Raw genomic sequence first — 16,393 nt, 5'->3', positions numbered from 1 at the left:
TCGCCGTCCCGCGCCCACCACCCTTCGACATCGAGCTGCTTCGTCGTATCCACAACCAATTCGACTACCTTGTCGCGCCCCTCGCGAGGACTCATCGTATTCACCGGCCTAGCTCCCTTCTCCGCGCACGCGAACATCAGTCCTGTCATCATCACCATCACCAGTGCGCCGACGCGCAGGCTCGCGCGGCGCCTACGACAACGGCCGAAAACGGAGATCGATTCCAACGGCACCCACGAACACGCCTCACGGAAGGCACCGAATACCGCCAGCACCGCATCCAACTCCATTCGCAACGCCTCGTCCGCCTGACGCGCATCCGACAGGAAAACATCAAGACGATCCGGATCAGCAGACGCAGGACGCACCGGAGCTAGCCCCGACCAGCGCTTCGACGACTAGCGACAGCTAACGAGCGGTCTGAGAATACGGTCATCGAGAGTGGTGCTCACTCGGGCGTTGCCTGAGGCGTTGGCATGATCTTTCTCCGCGCGCTTGGCTTCTCCACGACCCCCTCATCGCCCGGAAGGAGTACCCCTGCCTCTCGCTGCGTATTGTCCTCGTCAAGAAGCCGTGCCGCATCCCCGGGAGCGCAGCGAGCAACAGCTCCAATACGGTAAGAGTTGTCCGTCGTACTGGTCATGAAGCTAGCCCGCAGTACCGAACCGCCCTCCGCGTAGACTGTCGGACGCGACGTCGAATCAGTCACCCGGACACTCATTCCCAGCGACTGCCAATACGCGGCGACTTTGCGCGCATCCTCGTCAAATTCCGTCCCTTGTGGCGCCCAGTGCTCATAGGAATAGCTCGCACCCTGCCCCCTACCATCAAGAGAACACACATCTGGCGCTGCGACCCCATTTCGTGGCCACCATCCTTCGATATTGAGCCGCCTTGATGTCTCCACCACCAACTCAACCACCTGGTCGCGTCCCTCCCGCGGGCTCATTGTATTCACTGGCTTTACTCCTTCGCCCGCACACGCGGACATCGTGGTTATTATCACGGAGACCGAGACGGCGACCGGCAAAACAGGCCGGCGACTACGGCAAGAAGCTTTCCACACCATCGCTGACCTCCTTCAAGAACTTCTCAAGCTCAGTCCGGTCGAGAGGCTTGTTCGCTGTGAGTAGATCCGTCCTACCAGAAAGAGCGGCCGCCGTGTTCGCCAGCGCTTCCGTGTTGATGTCGAAGTAGCCCGCGGAGTCACCGTCATCACTCCTCAACGCATCATGGTTCGTGACGACCCGCCCTGCGTCCCCGCCGGTCTCCACACCAAACGCCTGCGCACCAAACTCGGGATTGACAGGATTCACATGATGATCCCGGCTGTAGTGACGTCCCATCCACGCCGCCTATCACCGCTCTCCTCCTCGAACCACAGCTTGTTGCGCGCCTGCCCCGCATACATCCCCTCCACATGGAGATCACTCACGGAATCGACGCTATCCGGCAAGCCCGCCGACCCGAGAGAAACAAACGTCCCAAACTCGACATCAGACCGGGAAGCAGCAACGGCAACGACCGTCGTCCCGTAGGAATGCGCGACGACATCCGGCTTCGGTATCGAATCCCCCCGGACAGCAGAAAGCCCGTGCACAGACGAGGCGAGAGCCGCGCCACCCGCGACAGCATCATCAATGTCCATCACCGAAAAATTAGCAGTCTCGGTCACGTTCGGAGGCGTCTGGTAGCCAATCCACGCCACCACCGCATTCCCGGTCGGCAACATCGACTGCACATTCTGCGACGCCTTCACCCACGACGTCATCGTGGTCGTGGTCTGGCCCATCCCCGGCACCGCATAGGTCACATTCGTCGCAGTATCAAGATCACCAATCGACACCGCCGCCAACGGCGGGTGATCATCCGTGAGAGAGATCAAGAAGCGGCCATCAAGACCAGGGCGGACTTTCAGCGAATCCGCGATATCCTCCAGCGCCCTGAGGTCCTCCTGCATACTCCCGAGCTTCGCGTAGTCGCCGTCAGTCGGCTCCTGCGCAAGCTCATCCTTCAGCGCCTTAATCCGCACCCTCAACACACTCTCGTTCGCCTGCGCCCGCGCCCCATACGGCACCCCCTCGAGATTCCCGATCACCTCGGGCAGCCCACCGATCAACGCCTCCTGCCGCGCAGAAAACCGGGCCCCATCCTCAGCCGGCCCGAGCCGCGTCCACCACGCGTTCACATCGGTCGCCGGAATCCGTTTCAGCTGCGCGCCCAATTCCGGCCGCGTCTTGAACAGCACCGCAATCTCGTCCGCAGGCACCGACGACAGCAGATCCAGCACACTCTGGTCAGTCCTCGTCTGCCCGCCAGTAGCCACCATCTCCAAAGTCGGACTCGACAACAGACCCCCGCCCGCCGCAGCGAAAGCGAGAGAAACCTGCTCGATCCAGTTCGAGTGCAACTGGCTGATCCCCAGGAGCTGCTGAAAACCACCGAAGACGGAGATCGATTCCAACGGCACCCACGAACACGCCTCACGGAAGGCGCCGAATACCGCCAGCACCGCATCCAACTCCATTCGCAACGCCTCGTCCGCCTGACGCGCATCCGACAGGAAAACATTAAGACGATCCGGATCAGCAGACGTCCGGCCCTGCGGTACCCCCGCGCCCGCCGACGTGCGCTGCGGCTCCTGCGGCGAGTACGAGGCCACAATCGTCGGCGGAAGAATCCGGTCCTCGGACGGAGGCCGATCGAAGATCTCTAGAAAATCGGAAGCGGCACCGCCCGTCGGGTCCAGACGCCGCCGCTCCTCCCGCTCCGCCTGACGCGCCTCCCAGGCTTCTACCTCGGCCAACCGCTCGCGCTCCTGACGCGCCTTCAGAATCGCGGTGAGCACCACCTCCGATAGCTCGAAGAGCGCCGCGTCCAAGCGCGACCGGTTGGACGCCTGCGTGAGATGCGCGAACCAGAACACCTGCGCAAAAGGCCCCTCGAAATCCTGCATCGCCTGCTCAGCAGCAGCGCCGCGCACCAACGCCTGCGAATGCAACACATCCGCCACCGCAACCAGCTTCCGCGCGAACTGCGCAGCCACCTCGTCATCGAACCGGATCGTCCCCATGACCACCTCCCCTGAGCTTCGCTCCAGGACACTAGTCAGACCCCAGCGGACAGAAGCTGCGCTGGCGCGAGATCGCACATCGGGCCCGGCCGCCTCAGTTCGCCGAGGTCAAGGGTCCGGAGTCGTGCCGACCATCGCGGACCCGATGCGGTCTTCGAGGTCGGCGAGGAGACCACAATCGAGCTGCTGCGTCGAGCGCCGGGCGCGACGCGGGAAACGCCTCCCACGACGTTCCGGCGAGAAGAGGCGGCAGCGAAACGACGACCTCGCTCACGGTCCGGTCGGCTCGGGAGCCCGCGCGCGCGGTCTGCCGCCAGGGCCGAGTCTCGTGCCCGTGCTTCGCCCACTCAGGTATGCGGCGTCCCTCCTCCAGCGCGAAGTGACGATCAGCACAGTTCGGGTTATCCCGCTAACCCGAACTGTGTCACGCTCCATTTCGGGTTGTCGTGCGACCGCTCTGTGACGCCGTATGTCACTCCCCGGGCCAGATTGCGAGCGCACTCGGCACTATCAGGGGATGACCCGGCAGATCCGTTTCAACGCCTTCGATATGAACTGCGTCGCCCACCAGTCCTCAGGCATGTGGCGCCACCCCCAGGACCAGTCCTGGCGGTACAAAGACCTCTCTTATTGGACGGACCTCGCGAAGCTGCTCGAGCGCGGCACTTTCGACGGCATTTTCATCGCCGACGTGCTGGGCACCTATGACGTTTACGGTGGCTCCAACGAGGCCGCGATCCGCCACGGCGCGCAGGTCCCCGTCAATGACCCGATCCTCCTCGTCTCGGCGATGGCCGCCGCAACCGAGCACCTCGGCTTTGGTATCACCGCAGGGACGGCATATGAGCATCCGTATCCCTTCGCCCGCCGAATGTCGACGCTGGACCACCTCACGAGAGGCCGCGTCGGCTGGAACGTCGTCACCGGTTACCTCCCGAGCGCCGCCCGCAACATGGGCCACGAGGACCAGCTCGAGCACGACGACCGTTACGACGTTGCCGATGAATACCTCGAAGTGCTCTACAAGCTGTGGGAAGGCTCGTGGGAGGACGACGCGGTGATCCGCGACCGCGACTCGGGTATCTTCACCGACCCGGCGAAGGTGCACGAGATCGGGCACCGCGGGAAAAACTTCACCGTGCCCGGCATCCACCTCTCGGAGCCGTCGGTGCAGCGCACGCCGGTGATCTACCAGGCGGGCGCCTCACCGCGCGGCATCCGCTTCGCAGCGGGCAACGCGGAGGCGATCTTCGTCGCGTCCACGACGAAGACGGGCCTCGCGGCCACCGTCTCGCGCATCCGCGACGCCCTGGAGGAGGCGGGCCGAGACCGCTACTCCGCAAAGATCTACACGCTGCTCACGATCATCACGGCCGAGACCAGCGAAGCGGCGCAGGCGAAGCACCGCGACTACCTCTCTTACGCGAGCGAGGAGGGAGCGCTGGTGTTCATGTCGGGCTGGATGGGCATCGACCTCTCGCAGTACGACCTCGACGAGCCGATCGGCAACGTGAAGAGCAACGCGATCCAGTCGACGGTCGCCAACTTCCAGGAGGCGAACGCGGACGGGTCGGAGTGGAAGGTGCGCGACATCGCCCGGCTGGGAGCGATCGGCGGGCTGGGTCCGTTCGTCGTCGGCTCGCCGGCGGAGGTGGCGGACCATTTGCAGGAGTGGGTGGAGGAGACGGACGTGGACGGGTTCAACCTCGCCTACGCGATCACGCCGGGCACGTTCGAGGATGTGGTGGAGTTCATCGTGCCGGAGCTGCGGCGCCGCGGGGCGTATCCCGAGGAGTACGTCGAGGGAAGCCTGCGGAACAAGCTGCACGGACGTGGCGACCGGCTGCCGGAGGAACACCTCGGCGCGAGCTTCCGCTACCGGGCCACCGTCGAGGCCTGACTCCGGGGTCTTCCGGTTCCATACTCAGGATGAATGGTCGGCGTGCACCGTGATCCGCGAACCGGGGACGTCCGTCGGGCGATCCATCCTGGATATGGAACAGCATGGAGCGTGACCGGCGACGGACCGGCTGGCGGCTCGGACTGGCCGTCGGCTCCGGCCTGAACGCAAAAGCACCCCGCCGCGAACTGCGACGGGGTGCTCGATGGGGCTCAGCTCTCGAAGGTGGCGTCGAGCGTGATGTCGACTCCGGTGAGCGCCTTGCTCACGGGGCACGTGGCCTTGGCCTCCTCGGCGGCCTTGAGGAAGGCGGCCTCGTCGATGCCGGTGACCTCGCCGCTGACGACCAGCTTGATGCCGGTGAGCTTGAAGCCGCCGTTGGAGTCCGGGCCGAGCGAGACTTCCGCGCGGACGTCGAGGGCCTCGACGGTGCCGCCGGCCTGGCCGAGGACGGCCGAGAACTGCATCGCGTAGCAGGCGGAGTGCGCGGCGCCGAGGAGCTCTTCGGGGCTCGTCGATCCGTTCGCGTCGTCAGCGGCCCGCTTGGGGAAGGAGACGTCGTAGGTGCCGAGCTTCGAACTCGAGAGTTCGACCTGGCCCTCGCCGGTCTCGAGGGAGCCGTTCCAGGCAGTGCGGGCGGTACGAGTGGGCATAAGTCCTCCTTGGCGAGCGGGGAAAAGCAGTAGAACGATCGTTCTCCCCTGATGCTCCGAGCCTAGGGGGAACGCGCGTTCTCCTGCAACCACCCCAGCCGTCGCCTCCAGCCACGTTCAGCCGCTCCAGGCGCGTCGCGAGATGCCCCTTTGGTACGTTTCCGTCGGCGTGTCGCGAACCCAAGAGGGATCTCGCGGCCTCTGTCCATGGTGGGGGACGTGGCGTCACGTTTTGCCGCTGTCCGGGAACTGCTCCGTCGTCTGGGTGCCACCATCGGCTCGCGCGAGGGGCTTCGCTCGCGACATGCCGAGGAACGGACGAGATCGGCTGCCGGGGCAGGGGATCTCGTCCGTCCGGAGGCATCTCGCGACATTTCGCGAGATGTGGGGGCGGGGGTTAGGCGAGGGCGGCGCGGAGGGCGGCGGCGGCCTTGCCGACGTCGGGGGCGCTGTAGATGGCGCTGCCGGCGACGGCGACCTGGGCGCCGGAGCGCTGGACGGCTTCGATGGTGGCGGTGCTGACGCCTCCGGCGACCGAGAAAGGGACACCCGAGGAGATGCCATCGTCGAGCAGGGAATCGAGTGTGTAGCCGTCCTCGGCCTGCTCGTCGAGGCCGGCGTGCATCTCGACGAACTCGGCGCCGAGGGCGACGACCTGCTTCGCGCGCTCGGCCTTGTCGGGAACTCCGATGAGGTCGACGACGACACCCTTACCGTGCTTCTTGGCAGCGGCGACGGCGCCCGTGATCGTGCTGTCGCCGGCGACGCCGAGGACAGTGACCAGATCCGCTCCGGCCGAGAAGGCCATATCGGCCTCGAGTTCGCCGGCGTCCATCGTCTTGAGGTCGGCGAAGACGGTCTTGTCGGGGTGCGCCTGCTTGATCGCGGTGATGGCCGAGACTCCGGCGCTCTTGATGAGCGGAGTCCCCAACTCGAGGATGTCGACGTGCGGGGCCGCAGCTGCGGCGAGTTCGAGGGCGGCCTCGGTGCTGAGGGTGTCCATGGCGAACTGGAGCTTCATGGGTGCTTCTTTCTGATCGGTGGGTGGGAGCGCGGGGTGCGGTCCCGGAAGGTTTCGGATGTCACTCGAGGTTCGCGTGCCGGGGCCAGAGGTCGTCGGCGTCGAGCCCGCTCCGCTTCCACAGGGCGTGGAAGAGTGCATCCCCAGTGACGACGACGACCTGCTCGAAGAGGCCTCCCGAGTACTGGGCGGAGGCGCGGCCGGAGCGGTCGAGCTTGTCGGCGGCGGGGACGACGATCATGGCAGAGGCGAGCGCGGCGAGCGGAGAGTCGGCGGCTGTTGTCAGCGCGACGACCCGGGCGCCGGCATCGACGGCGTTCTGCGCGGCGCGGACGATGCCACCGGTGGTGCCGGAGCCGCTCGCGGTGAGCAGGACGTCGTCCGGCGCGATCGCGGGGGTGGTCGCGTCGCCGACGACGTGCACGCGCAAGCCGAGGTGCATCAGGCGCATCGCAGTCATCTGCAGCGCGAGGCCGGAGCGGCCGGCTCCGTGCACGAAGACGCGGTCGGCGTCGGCGAGGAGCGAGGCCACGCTCTCGAGCTGCTCGGCGCCGCCATCGCTGAGCGCAGTAGCGGCGGCGACGACCTCGGCGGCGATCGCAGTGAGCGCGGCAGCGGGGGTAATAGTCGGATCGGAAGTCTCGCTCATCCCTTAACACTGCGCGTTTCCGAGGGGCGGTGCCGCTCCCTGACCGAGCAGGAGCACCTACCCACTCGGGTGGGGTGGGCGGCGGCGGGTAGGCGTGCCGGGTAGGTTCGGGAAGATGGATCTCTCCGCCCCCGCCTCCCGCTCGGTGCTGCTCGAGCACGCCCGCCTGGTGGCTGAGCAGGCCGACCGGTATGCCGTGACCCTCGAATCCGTGCTCGCCGCGCTCCGCTCGCCCCGACTCAATGATCGAGCCGCGCGCGCCGAGGCGGTCGAGATCGCGACGAACGCCCTGGTCGAGCTGCGGACCACGACCGATGAGCAGCGCAGCGCGATGCTGGAGCCGGTCGTCGGAGCCTTCGCGCGCCTCCGCGGTGACCTACGCCCACTTGTGCGCTTCGCTGACCTCGACGTGCAGTTTGTCGAGCCGCCTGCGACCGGTCGCGCGCTGCCGGGCGAGGTGGCGCACGCGGCGCGCGCGATCGTCCGGCGCGCGGTGCTCGCCTTCGTCGAGGCGGAGGAGACGCACCGGGTGCGGATCCAATGGGACTGCGACGGGTTGAACCTGCTCATCGAAATCCGGGACGACGGGCGCGGGGAACTGAGCGCGCGCGACGAGGCCCTGCGGCCGATTGCGGAGCGGGTTCGCGGGTTGGACGGCGACCTCGAGATCGCCTCGACCGCGGGCTGGGGCTCGACCCTGTCGATCCGACTGCCCCTCGACCCGCCCGCACAGCCGGACGGCCTCGAACTCGCGACTCTGAGCGGGCGGGAGCGAGAAGTACTACACCTGATCACGCTCGGCGCCTCTAACCACGGGATCGCGGCGGAACTCGGGATCAGCGAGAATACGGCGAAGTTCCACGTATCGAACCTGCTGCGCAAGGCGGGCGCGCGGACCCGCGCGGAGCTGGCTGCACTCGCCCGCTGAGGCGGCGCCTGCCGACACCTTGGGCTGTACGCCGAGGCGCCTCCTGCGCGGGGTGCCTCGGCGAGAGCGGGACGTCTCGCGCGGCGCAGACGTCAGGGGAGACCATCCCGCCGTTCACGTTGAGAGTCTCGCCCGCGACAAAGCTCGACTCGGCGGAGGCGAGGAAGACGTACGCGGGAGCCTGCTCGGCGGGCTGGGCAGGTCGGCTTATCGGTGATGCTCGACCCGAAGTCGGGCAGGCTCTCGGGATCCACACCGCCGCTGACCTGCAGGGCCGTCCAGGTCGGGCCGGGGGCCACAACAGTCACACGGATGCCCCGGGCCGCGCCGACATGCGAGGCTTGATGGTCGCCTCCCTCCCACCCCCCTTCAGCAGGACACCGTGAACCCCTTGGACACCCCGAAAACCCCCGTCTTCCCCTGGATCGGCCTGCTCACGCTGGCCGGCGCCATCTTCGTGTCGGTCACCAGCGAATTCTTGCCGACCGGCCTCATTCCTGATATGTCGCGAGATCTCGGCGTGAGCATTTCGCTGACCGGTCAGCTCGTCACGATCTTCGCCGCCACGGTCGTCGTGGCGACGACTCCGCTGACCCTGGTCACGCAGCGCTTCTCGCGCAAGAGCCTCGTTCTGGTGGCGCTGTGCACGATCGCGCTGGCGAACGTCCTCGCCGCGCTCGCGCCCACCTTTGAGCTCCTGATCGGCGCGCGCATCCTCGGCGGACTCGCACACGGCCTGTTCTGGGCCGTCGTCGCCGCCTACTCCGCGCACCTTGTCGCTCCGGAACAGCTCGGTCGGGCGACCGCGATCACGGCGGGCGGTGGCTCTGCGGCGTTCGTCCTCGGAGTGCCGGTCGGCACCGCGCTCGGGCACGCCTTCGGCTGGCGGCCGACCTTCGCGATCCTCGGCGGGATCGTGCTGGTCCTGGCGCTGATCGTCGTGCGGTTCCTGCCCGCCGTCGACCATCACGTCCCGCTGCGGACCGGCGAGATCCGGCTCCCAGCGCGCAAAGACCGTACCCTCCCGCGCGTGATCGGGGTCTGTCTCGTGATCCTGCTGGTGCTGATCGGGCACAACACCCTCTCGACCTACATCACGGCGTGGCTCGAGAACGCCTCGTTCGCTCCCGACACGGTGCCGCTGGTGCTCTTCGCGTTCGGAGGCGCAGGCGCCGTCGGACTCGTCGTTGCCGGCTTCGCGACGGACCACTTCCCCCGGGCCGGTTTCGTGGTCGCCGCTGTCGCGGTCGTGCTGGCGCTGGTGGGTGTGGCCGTCGCCGCGGGCAGCGGAGCCACGACGGCCGTCGTCGTGACCGCCGTGGTCTGGAACATCGCGTTCGGCGGCATCCCAGCGATGTTGCAAACCCGGATGCTGCGCACCTCCTCCTTCCGGCTGCGGAGCCTGGCGGCGGCCCTGCAGACGACCGCGTTCAACATCGGCATTGGCGGCGGCGCGATTGTCGGCGGCCTCGCGATCGACGCGAGCGGGCTCGATGTGCTGCCGTGGGTTGCGGTCGTGATCGTGGCGATCGGGCTGATCGTCAGCGTGATTGTCGACGCCCGGGCAACGGCGGCTGTGCGGGCAGAGGCGATCACTGGCGGCTGAGGAGCTCATTGCGTTCCAAACGAAGGAAGAATCTGTGTCGGAGCCGGCCGATCCGCGGAAACAGGCTTCGCGTTCGACATCCTTCCTTCGTTGAGAACACATCGACCTCCAGTGAAGCGGGGCGATCTCCCCCGCGCGGCCGATGCCCTGCCCCACGGCTCCCCGGATACGGTCGGACAATGACTCCGCCGCACCTGTCCCCCACCGCTCCCCGATGAGCCCGCGCACCGACGAGCCCCCGCTGTCGCTCCCGTACTACGGCGCCTCTCCCACCGCCGCCATCCGCCGCTTCTTCGCGAAGTACGCGACGTTTAGTGGGCGCGCCAGTCGCGCCGAGTACTGGTGGATCATCCTCGCCGGCACGATCGTCTCGACACTGCTGGGCCTGCTCGACGGCGCCGGGTCCGACCTCGATGTGCGGCTCACCCCGTTCCGCAGCGGCCCTGTGTACGACACGCCGTGGGTCGGAGTGCTCGCGGGCGCGATCGCCCTAGCCACCCTGATCCCGTCGCTCGCGCTGATCTGGCGGCGGCTGCATGATGTGAATTTCAGCGGCCTCTGGATCCTCGCCACGTTCGTGCCGATCGCCGGGTTCGTCTTCCTGGTGATCCTGTTCGTTTTGCCGCCAAGGCCCGAGGGGGCGCGCTTCGACTCGGAGCACAACATCCGGTAGCGGCCGTTCCTGGCCACCAGCGTCGCGGCCACTCGTCGCAGACGGTGATGATCGAGGCGGAGCTGGACCACCTCCTCTCAGCATTCGATGCGATGCGCGAGCGGGGCTTCCAGGCTTTCGAGTTCCACCGAGACGTCCAGGACCGCCACGACGCGCTGCTCCGTGGAACCTCCGATCCCCTGCTCACGGCTGTCTCCCTCCGCGCGCGGAACTTCATCACCGAAGGTTGACAGCGATGAACGCCGAGATCGACACCCCACTCCGCACCGCGGCCGACGGCTCGACGACCGGCAGGGAGCCGGTCCCCCCGCTCGACGGCACGCTGGAGTTCTCGGGCGTGGGCGACTTCCAGCACGACTTCGGCGGCTTCGCCACACGCGCGCCGTGGGCCGTCTTGCGCGCCGGCTCCACGGGCGACATCGTCACGATGATCGAGTACGCCGGCCGCAACGGCCTGCGGATCGCCGTCAACGGTCAGAGCGGCGACCCAGGTCCGCTCGAATCGCACTCCAACTACGGCCAGGCGCTGACCGAGGGCGGCATCCAGATCGACGCCCGCTCGTTCGCCACGATCGAGACGATCGAGCCAACCCGCGCGGTCGTCGGCGCGGGCGCGACCTGGGCCGAGGTCGTGGAAGCCGCCCTCAAGATCGGAGCCACAGTCCCGACCCTCCCCGACTACCTCAAGCTCTCCGTCGGCGGCACCGTCTCGGTCGGCGGAATCGGAGGCAGCGTGCAGCGCGTCGGCCTCTCAGCCGACATCGTCCGGTCGCTCGAGATCGTGACCGGACGCGGAGAGGTCGTAACCGCCTCCCGTCAGCGCCACACCGAACTCTTCGACGCGGCCCGGGCAGGCGGCGGCCAAGTCGGCGTGATCACCAAGGTCGAGCTCGACCTGGTGCCCGCCGAGTCGACGGCGACAATCCGCACCTACTACTACACCGATCTGAAGCGCTTTGTCGCCGACCAGGAGATGGTGATGAAGGCTGCACGCTTCGACTACCACTCTGGCTCGATTGTCCGGACGCCTGACGACACGGGGTGGCGCTTCGCGATGGAGTTGGGCACCTACCACTCGACTCCCGAGGCCGCAGGAGTCGAGGACCTCGAGGCGGTCCTGGGCGATGTCGCCAGCGACCGCAATCGCTTCTCACTGCCCTACCGCGACTGGGCATTCCGCGTCGAGAAGCGCATCCCGGAACTTATCGAGGGCGGCTACTGGCAGAAGCGCAAGCCCTGGCTGAGCCTGCTCATCCCGAGCGACGCGGTCGAGACTTTCATCGGCGAGTTCCTTCCCGGGCTCACTCCGGCAATCCTCGGCGCCGGCCTCTGCCTCTTCGCGCCGCTAGACCCGGGGAAGATCACGGCTCCGATGTTCGCGGTGCCCCGGGACGGCGACGGACTCGCCTTTGTCCTCGATCTGCTCGCCTTTCCCGATCTGGCCGAGCCAGGCATCGACGCCATGCTCGAGCACAACCGCTGCCTCTATGACCGTCTCGTCGCGCTGGGTGGCAAGCGCTACATCATCGGCGCGATTCCCAGGATGACTACCGCCGACTGGCGCCGCCACTTCGGGCCCGAGAGCTACGCGCAGTTCTCGACACTGAAGCGCCAGCATGACCCGAGCCACGTTCTCACTCCTGGTCAGGGATTCTTCGAGTGAGCAACCCCCTTCTCCGCGCCACTTCGCTCGCGTCCGATTCCCGATCCTGCTACGGAATGTTCCGATATGCCCGGCAGGGTACTCACACCGGGCGCGGCACGGCCAGCGGAGTCCCTGCCGTCGACGACTGACGCCCTATGCGCACCAGTCTCGCGAGACTCCGTTCACGCTGCGCGCCGTCTCGCCCGAGCCGAGGTCGACCAGCACCGTCGAGGTCGCGCTGAACCCCGGTACGTCGGGGTAGTCGTCCGGCTCGCCCTCGACAGACACCGCCTCGACCGCCAGGTACTGCCCGTTCGGCGAGAGACAGATGCCGCGAATGCGTCCGGTCGGAGAAGTGCGGAAGATCTCCGCTGTTCCGGAGGCGTCGACCCGAACCACGGAGTACTGGGTCGCCCCCGTCTCGGGGGAATGCTCCGCCTCGAGTTCGACATAGCTGCCGGAGTCGAGGAGGAGTACCTGCACGGGCGAGGCGGTCGCGCCGACCTCGGCGGGCGGAAGCGCGAGAGTCTCGACCGACCCATCGGCCAGGTCGATCAGCGATCCGGAGTCGGGATCGGCGACGACCAGCCGGTTGGCGCCCGGTACGAAGCCGCGCAGCTCCGCGTGCTGGCCGAGCGGGTTGACCGAGCCGGGGGTCAGCAGGTCGAGCAACAGCACGGTGTCATCGAGCGAATGCGTCACGACGGAGGTCGTCCCCGGCACGAAGAGCCAGTCGCGTGCCCGCAGCGGCCCGCCGTCGATCCCCAGCACGGGTACCGCCTCCCCCTTCTGATCGGTGAGGTCGTAGGAGTAGAGCGCGCGGTCGAGCGGACCGGTCGGCGTCTGTCCGCTGAACGTCCAGCCGAGCACGCCCTTCTCCGGCGAGGCGTGCAGTTCGCGGACGGTGCCCGGGCCAGGGAGCGGGATGGTCCCCTCCGAGCCCGTATCGAGGGTGAGCGTGCGGACCCGGTTCGTGTCGTCGGGCTCGATCGTCACCACGACCAGCACCGGGCCGACCACGGTGTAATCCTGGATCCGGTCGGCCGTGAACAGGACGCGGGTCTCGCCTCCGGAGAGGGGGCGGACGCGGATCGCGTCGGGCTGCGAGGGGTCATCGGCGGTGCGGTCGAGGGTGAAGAGGTCGGGGTTCTTCGTGGTGAAGGACGCGGTGAGGTCGGCGGAGGAGCCCGTCGCGGCGGAGCGCGCGCTGTCGATCCCGATCTCGTAGGTGGTGGCGTAGCGGAGGGTCTGGGCGAAGGTCAGCGTCAGGAGCCCACCGTCGAGTTCGGCGGTATGTGGGGCATCTGGAGTGACGGTGACCCGCTCGAGCGCGTCGGGCTCGACGGCCTGATCGAGGTGCAGGCGCACGCGCCCGCCGTCGCGCTCGACGATGCCGTCGGTGCTGACCTCGAGGGAGGCGACGCGCGGACCTTTCGCGATGGTCGCGGCGGTCAGCCCGCCGACCGCGAGCACGAGCACGGCGGTAGCGGCCCAGAAGATGCGGGTGAATCCGCGCAGGCGCTGCGGGGCGCTGCGTTCGTCACCGAGGTCCGAATCGCCTAGGAGGCTGTGGGAGCGGTGCTGCCGCTTCTCAGCCTCGGTGACGAACGCTGGGCCGCCGCCAGGAGGGCCGCCCTCAGGAGCGCCGCCCTCAGTAGACATAGGGCATCGCCGGCTCATCAATCGGAGTGACCGCGGCCGGCTCCAGCACGACCGCCTCCGCGCTCGTCACGCTCGGGTTCGCCTCGAATCCGCCGGTCACCTCCAACCACTGCCCCTCGCTGTAGGTGTCCGCCCAGCCGGCCCGGTAAATCGGCACGCCGACCGGCTGCGCGTCGACGGCGCAGCAGGTCACGATGAAGCGGGCTACGTAGAAGACGTTCTCGGGGTCGGAGGCGTCGGGGGTCACGAATCCGCTGACCGTCGCCGTGCGCCCGGCCAGGAACTGCTCGCTCGCGCCCTGCCGCAGCAGCGTCGCCCAGTCGCGCACGCTGAAGGAGGCGGTGTCGCCGGTTGGCGCGGCGGCGGTCGCGGCGGCGTCGACCGCGCTGGTGTTGACCTCGCGCTGCGTCGCGGTCGACGCGGTCAGCGCCGCGGGCGGGAGGACCAGCAGCGCAATAGCTGCGGCGGCAATCACGGCGGCCGGAGCCAGCACCGCCAGCCACCGCCGCCGGCCCGGCCGGTGCGTGTGCTCGTGCTCGTCGCCCTCCTCCTGTACCCCCGGCACGATCGCGAACGCGAGCACAAGCAGCACCCCCGCGAGCACCGCGAGCACCACCGAGAACACGAAGTAACGCGGGTGGATGTAGAGCCCGAGCTGCCCGGTCGCCGCGAGCCACAGGGTCGAGACCACGCCGATCAGGCTGAGGACCACGCCCTTCCAGCGGGTGAGGAGCCGTTCAGAGCGCATAGTTCACCGCCAGTCCGAGTACGGCCGACGCGAGGGCAACCAGGACGGTCACGCGCACCAGCGTCCGTGCCGAGAACGTGGTGCGGAGCAACGCGAGCATCTTGATGTCGATCATCGGGCCGAAGACGAGGAACGCAATGATGCCTCCCGGGAGGAACGTCGAACCGAAGGAGAGGACGAAGAAGGCGTCGACGTTCGAGCAGATAGAGATGACGAAGGCGAGCACCATCAACGCCAGCACCGACCAGAGCGGATCGCCGCCGAGCGTCGTCAGCACATCGCGTGAGACGCCGACCTGGATGAGCCCCGCGATCGCCGCTCCGACGAACAGGGCCGGCATCATCGCTCCGGTCTCCTCCGCGAAGAGCAGCACACTGCGGCGGGAGCGTTCGCGGACGGAGCGAGACGGCCGCTCCCCCGCCTCGCACGCCGTGCGGAACCGGTCGGTTAGCAGCGCCATCGGCTCGGAGTGGCGGCTAAAGACCCAGCCGACGAGGTTGGCGATCGCGAAGCCGCCGACGATGCGCCAGACGAGAATCCCGTCGGACCAGCCGAACGCCTGGTAAGTAGTGACGATGGTGATCGGGTTCACGATCGGCGCCGCGAGCAAGAAGGTCATCGACTCCGAGACCGACAGGCCTTTCACGATCAGCCCGCGGGCCAGCGGCACGTTGCCGCACTCGCAGACAGGGAGGAGCACGCCGAGCAGCGAGATCACGAGGCGCCGCGGGAGCGCCCGCTTCGGCAGGACCCGCAGCAGCACAGCCTCCGGCACCCAGAGCTGGACCGCGATCGAGAGCACGATGCCGAGGAAGACGAACGGCAGCGACTCGATGACGACGCTGATCGAGAGGGTGAGGAAGTCGCGGAGGGCGTCCGAGAGGGCGTCGCCGGCGGCGTCGGGGGCGAGGATCCGCGTCGCCACGAGTGCGGCGATGAGTGCGACGCCGAGGGTCACGCGCGTTCCCGTCCGCGCCGTCGCGCGGGCCGGGACGGCGAGCGCGGGTCCGGACGTCATGCTGACCCATCGTAGGCGGGCGCCGCTCGGGCGAATGCCCCGCGCCAGAGTCCAAAAGTTGTCGCACTCGCGGTCGAGTGCGACAACTTTTGGACTCTGGGCGCCGCAGGCGGGTGCGCTGAGTTGCCCAAGAAGGCTCGACATCGGGGCGGAGAACGAGCCTTCTCGGGCGAGTGAGTGTTGGCGCGGAGGCATACATGACTAGACCTGCGTCGGCCGCCGGTGGAAACCCGTCTCCGTCGCGAGCAGAGGGAACGGAGGCGTGACTGTGAACGAACGTGGTCTGCTCGAAGAGCGTGCCGAAGAACTCAAGCATCACGAACTCGAACTGTGGCTACAACGGGGTAATCACCGCGATCTGGACACAGAGCGGTTCGACGAAGGACTCGACGGTCACGATCGGCTTTTAGCCCAAAGGGCCGGCATGGTGGCGTCCCGCTTCCGCGCCGGCTCTCCTCCTCTAGAGGGGACGTGAATGCTAGCGAAGTCCCGGACTCGGTGAACAAAACTAGGCTGAGGAAGTGTTTCCTGAGATCGGTACGGCGTTTTTCGCTGGTGCTACTCTCGCCGGGATGAACAAGGATCAGGCCCGGCGGCGACATGACGATTCGCCCTCACATCGAGTACGGCGCGGCCGACACCCTCGTCGCCTTCGCCAGGCTAAAAATCTTCCGGCGGATATTCAAAGCCTCCGACACCGATAACTATTCGTAGACTCACGTTCATGTCTCCTTCAACCGATAAGGCAGCATCCGGTCCCGTCATCTACTCGATGCGTCCGAGCCCGATCATCAGGAGCGCGTACGACCCGTTCGGC

General features: G+C 67.5%; 15 protein-coding genes and 1 pseudogene. 7 read left to right on the top strand and 9 right to left on the bottom strand.

Annotation, left to right across the window (positions count from 1 at the left end; all coding sequences use genetic code 11):
* Window positions 1-1,043: 1,043 nt before the first annotated feature.
* Window positions 1,044-1,316 carry a hypothetical protein gene (locus B0H03_RS10460; protein WP_104265618.1) on the bottom strand — a complete coding sequence of 91 codons (273 nt, stop codon included), beginning with the start codon at window positions 1,314-1,316 and terminating at the stop codon, window positions 1,044-1,046.
* Window positions 1,313-3,073: an alpha/beta hydrolase gene (locus B0H03_RS10455; RefSeq protein ID WP_104354369.1), complete on the bottom strand. Its 1,761-nt coding sequence runs from the start codon at window positions 3,071-3,073 to the stop codon at window positions 1,313-1,315. The genes B0H03_RS10460 and B0H03_RS10455 overlap by 4 nt, the downstream gene beginning before the upstream one ends.
* A 517-nt stretch (window positions 3,074-3,590) precedes the next feature.
* Between B0H03_RS10455 and B0H03_RS10450 the strand changes: the two genes are divergently transcribed.
* Window positions 3,591-4,973 (top strand): LLM class flavin-dependent oxidoreductase, encoded by a 1,383-nt coding sequence (locus B0H03_RS10450; RefSeq protein ID WP_104265620.1) that lies wholly within the window; start codon window positions 3,591-3,593, stop codon window positions 4,971-4,973.
* Between the two features lie 212 nt (window positions 4,974-5,185).
* On the opposite strand, the gene B0H03_RS10445 is transcribed toward B0H03_RS10450, so the two are convergent.
* The 3 genes from B0H03_RS10445 to hxlB all read right to left on the bottom strand — a co-directional run bounded on the left by B0H03_RS10445 (window position 5,186) and on the right by hxlB (window position 7,296).
* The gene (locus B0H03_RS10445) at window positions 5,186-5,626 is read right to left on the bottom strand and encodes an OsmC family peroxiredoxin (RefSeq protein WP_104265621.1); all 441 of its coding nucleotides are present in this window, start codon (window positions 5,624-5,626) and stop codon (window positions 5,186-5,188) included.
* A gap of 397 nt (window positions 5,627-6,023) precedes the next feature.
* Window positions 6,024-6,647: a 3-hexulose-6-phosphate synthase gene (gene hxlA / locus B0H03_RS10440; RefSeq protein WP_104265622.1), complete on the bottom strand. Its 624-nt coding sequence runs from the start codon at window positions 6,645-6,647 to the stop codon at window positions 6,024-6,026.
* A 61-nt stretch (window positions 6,648-6,708) separates the two neighbouring features.
* Complete coding sequence (hxlB, locus tag B0H03_RS10435; RefSeq protein WP_104265623.1) at window positions 6,709-7,296, bottom strand: 6-phospho-3-hexuloisomerase; 588 nt, start codon at window positions 7,294-7,296, stop codon at window positions 6,709-6,711.
* Window positions 7,297-7,411: 115 nt separating this feature from the next.
* Here hxlB and B0H03_RS10430 point away from each other — a divergent pair, with 115 nt between their 5' ends.
* Entirely contained in the window at window positions 7,412-8,224 is an 813-nt protein-coding gene (locus tag B0H03_RS10430; protein WP_104265624.1) for a LuxR C-terminal-related transcriptional regulator, read from the top strand.
* A 94-nt stretch (window positions 8,225-8,318) separates the two neighbouring features.
* On the opposite strand, the pseudogene B0H03_RS17100 reads toward B0H03_RS10430, so the two are convergent.
* Window positions 8,319-8,550 (bottom strand): annotated as a pseudogene (locus tag B0H03_RS17100) (SDR family oxidoreductase); the annotation flags it as partial.
* Window positions 8,551-8,606: 56 nt separating this feature from the next.
* Here B0H03_RS17100 and B0H03_RS10420 point away from each other — a divergent pair.
* From B0H03_RS10420 to B0H03_RS10405, 4 genes are all read left to right on the top strand, one after another.
* Window positions 8,607-9,830 carry an MFS transporter gene (locus B0H03_RS10420; protein ID WP_104354020.1) on the top strand — a complete coding sequence of 408 codons (1,224 nt, stop codon included), beginning with the start codon at window positions 8,607-8,609 and terminating at the stop codon, window positions 9,828-9,830.
* A gap of 214 nt (window positions 9,831-10,044) precedes the next feature.
* Complete coding sequence (locus B0H03_RS10415; protein WP_104265631.1) at window positions 10,045-10,503, top strand: DUF805 domain-containing protein; 459 nt, start codon at window positions 10,045-10,047, stop codon at window positions 10,501-10,503.
* 47 nt (window positions 10,504-10,550) lie between these two features.
* Window positions 10,551-10,733, top strand: coding sequence for a hypothetical protein (locus tag B0H03_RS10410; RefSeq protein WP_104265632.1), 183 nt, complete (start codon window positions 10,551-10,553; stop codon window positions 10,731-10,733).
* A gap of 5 nt (window positions 10,734-10,738) precedes the next feature.
* A complete protein-coding gene (locus tag B0H03_RS10405; protein WP_104265633.1) occupies window positions 10,739-12,166 on the top strand; it encodes an FAD-binding protein in 1,428 nt (475 codons plus the stop codon).
* 135 nt (window positions 12,167-12,301) lie between these two features.
* On the opposite strand, the gene B0H03_RS10400 is transcribed toward B0H03_RS10405, so the two are convergent.
* From B0H03_RS10400 to B0H03_RS10390, 3 genes are read right to left on the bottom strand one after another with little or no spacing between them, the layout of a single operon-like run.
* Complete coding sequence (locus B0H03_RS10400; RefSeq protein ID WP_104265634.1) at window positions 12,302-13,810, bottom strand: hypothetical protein; 1,509 nt, start codon at window positions 13,808-13,810, stop codon at window positions 12,302-12,304.
* Window positions 13,800-14,558 (bottom strand): TIGR03943 family putative permease subunit, encoded by a 759-nt coding sequence (locus B0H03_RS10395; protein WP_104265635.1) that lies wholly within the window; start codon window positions 14,556-14,558, stop codon window positions 13,800-13,802. Before B0H03_RS10395 ends, B0H03_RS10400 begins: the two co-directional genes overlap by 11 nt.
* A complete protein-coding gene (locus B0H03_RS10390) occupies window positions 14,548-15,576 on the bottom strand; it encodes a permease (protein WP_104265636.1) in 1,029 nt (342 codons plus the stop codon). The genes B0H03_RS10395 and B0H03_RS10390 overlap by 11 nt, the downstream gene beginning before the upstream one ends.
* A 262-nt stretch (window positions 15,577-15,838) precedes the next feature.
* Here B0H03_RS10390 and B0H03_RS16235 point away from each other — a divergent pair, with 262 nt between their 5' ends.
* Complete coding sequence (locus tag B0H03_RS16235; RefSeq protein WP_127844002.1) at window positions 15,839-16,051, top strand: hypothetical protein; 213 nt, start codon at window positions 15,839-15,841, stop codon at window positions 16,049-16,051.
* Window positions 16,052-16,393 lie beyond the last annotated feature (342 nt).

It is taken from the genome of Rathayibacter iranicus NCPPB 2253 = VKM Ac-1602 (assembly GCF_003149025.1).
Classification (GTDB): domain Bacteria; phylum Actinomycetota; class Actinomycetes; order Actinomycetales; family Microbacteriaceae; genus Rathayibacter; species Rathayibacter iranicus.
This window is presented reverse-complemented; position numbering and strand designations above follow the sequence as displayed.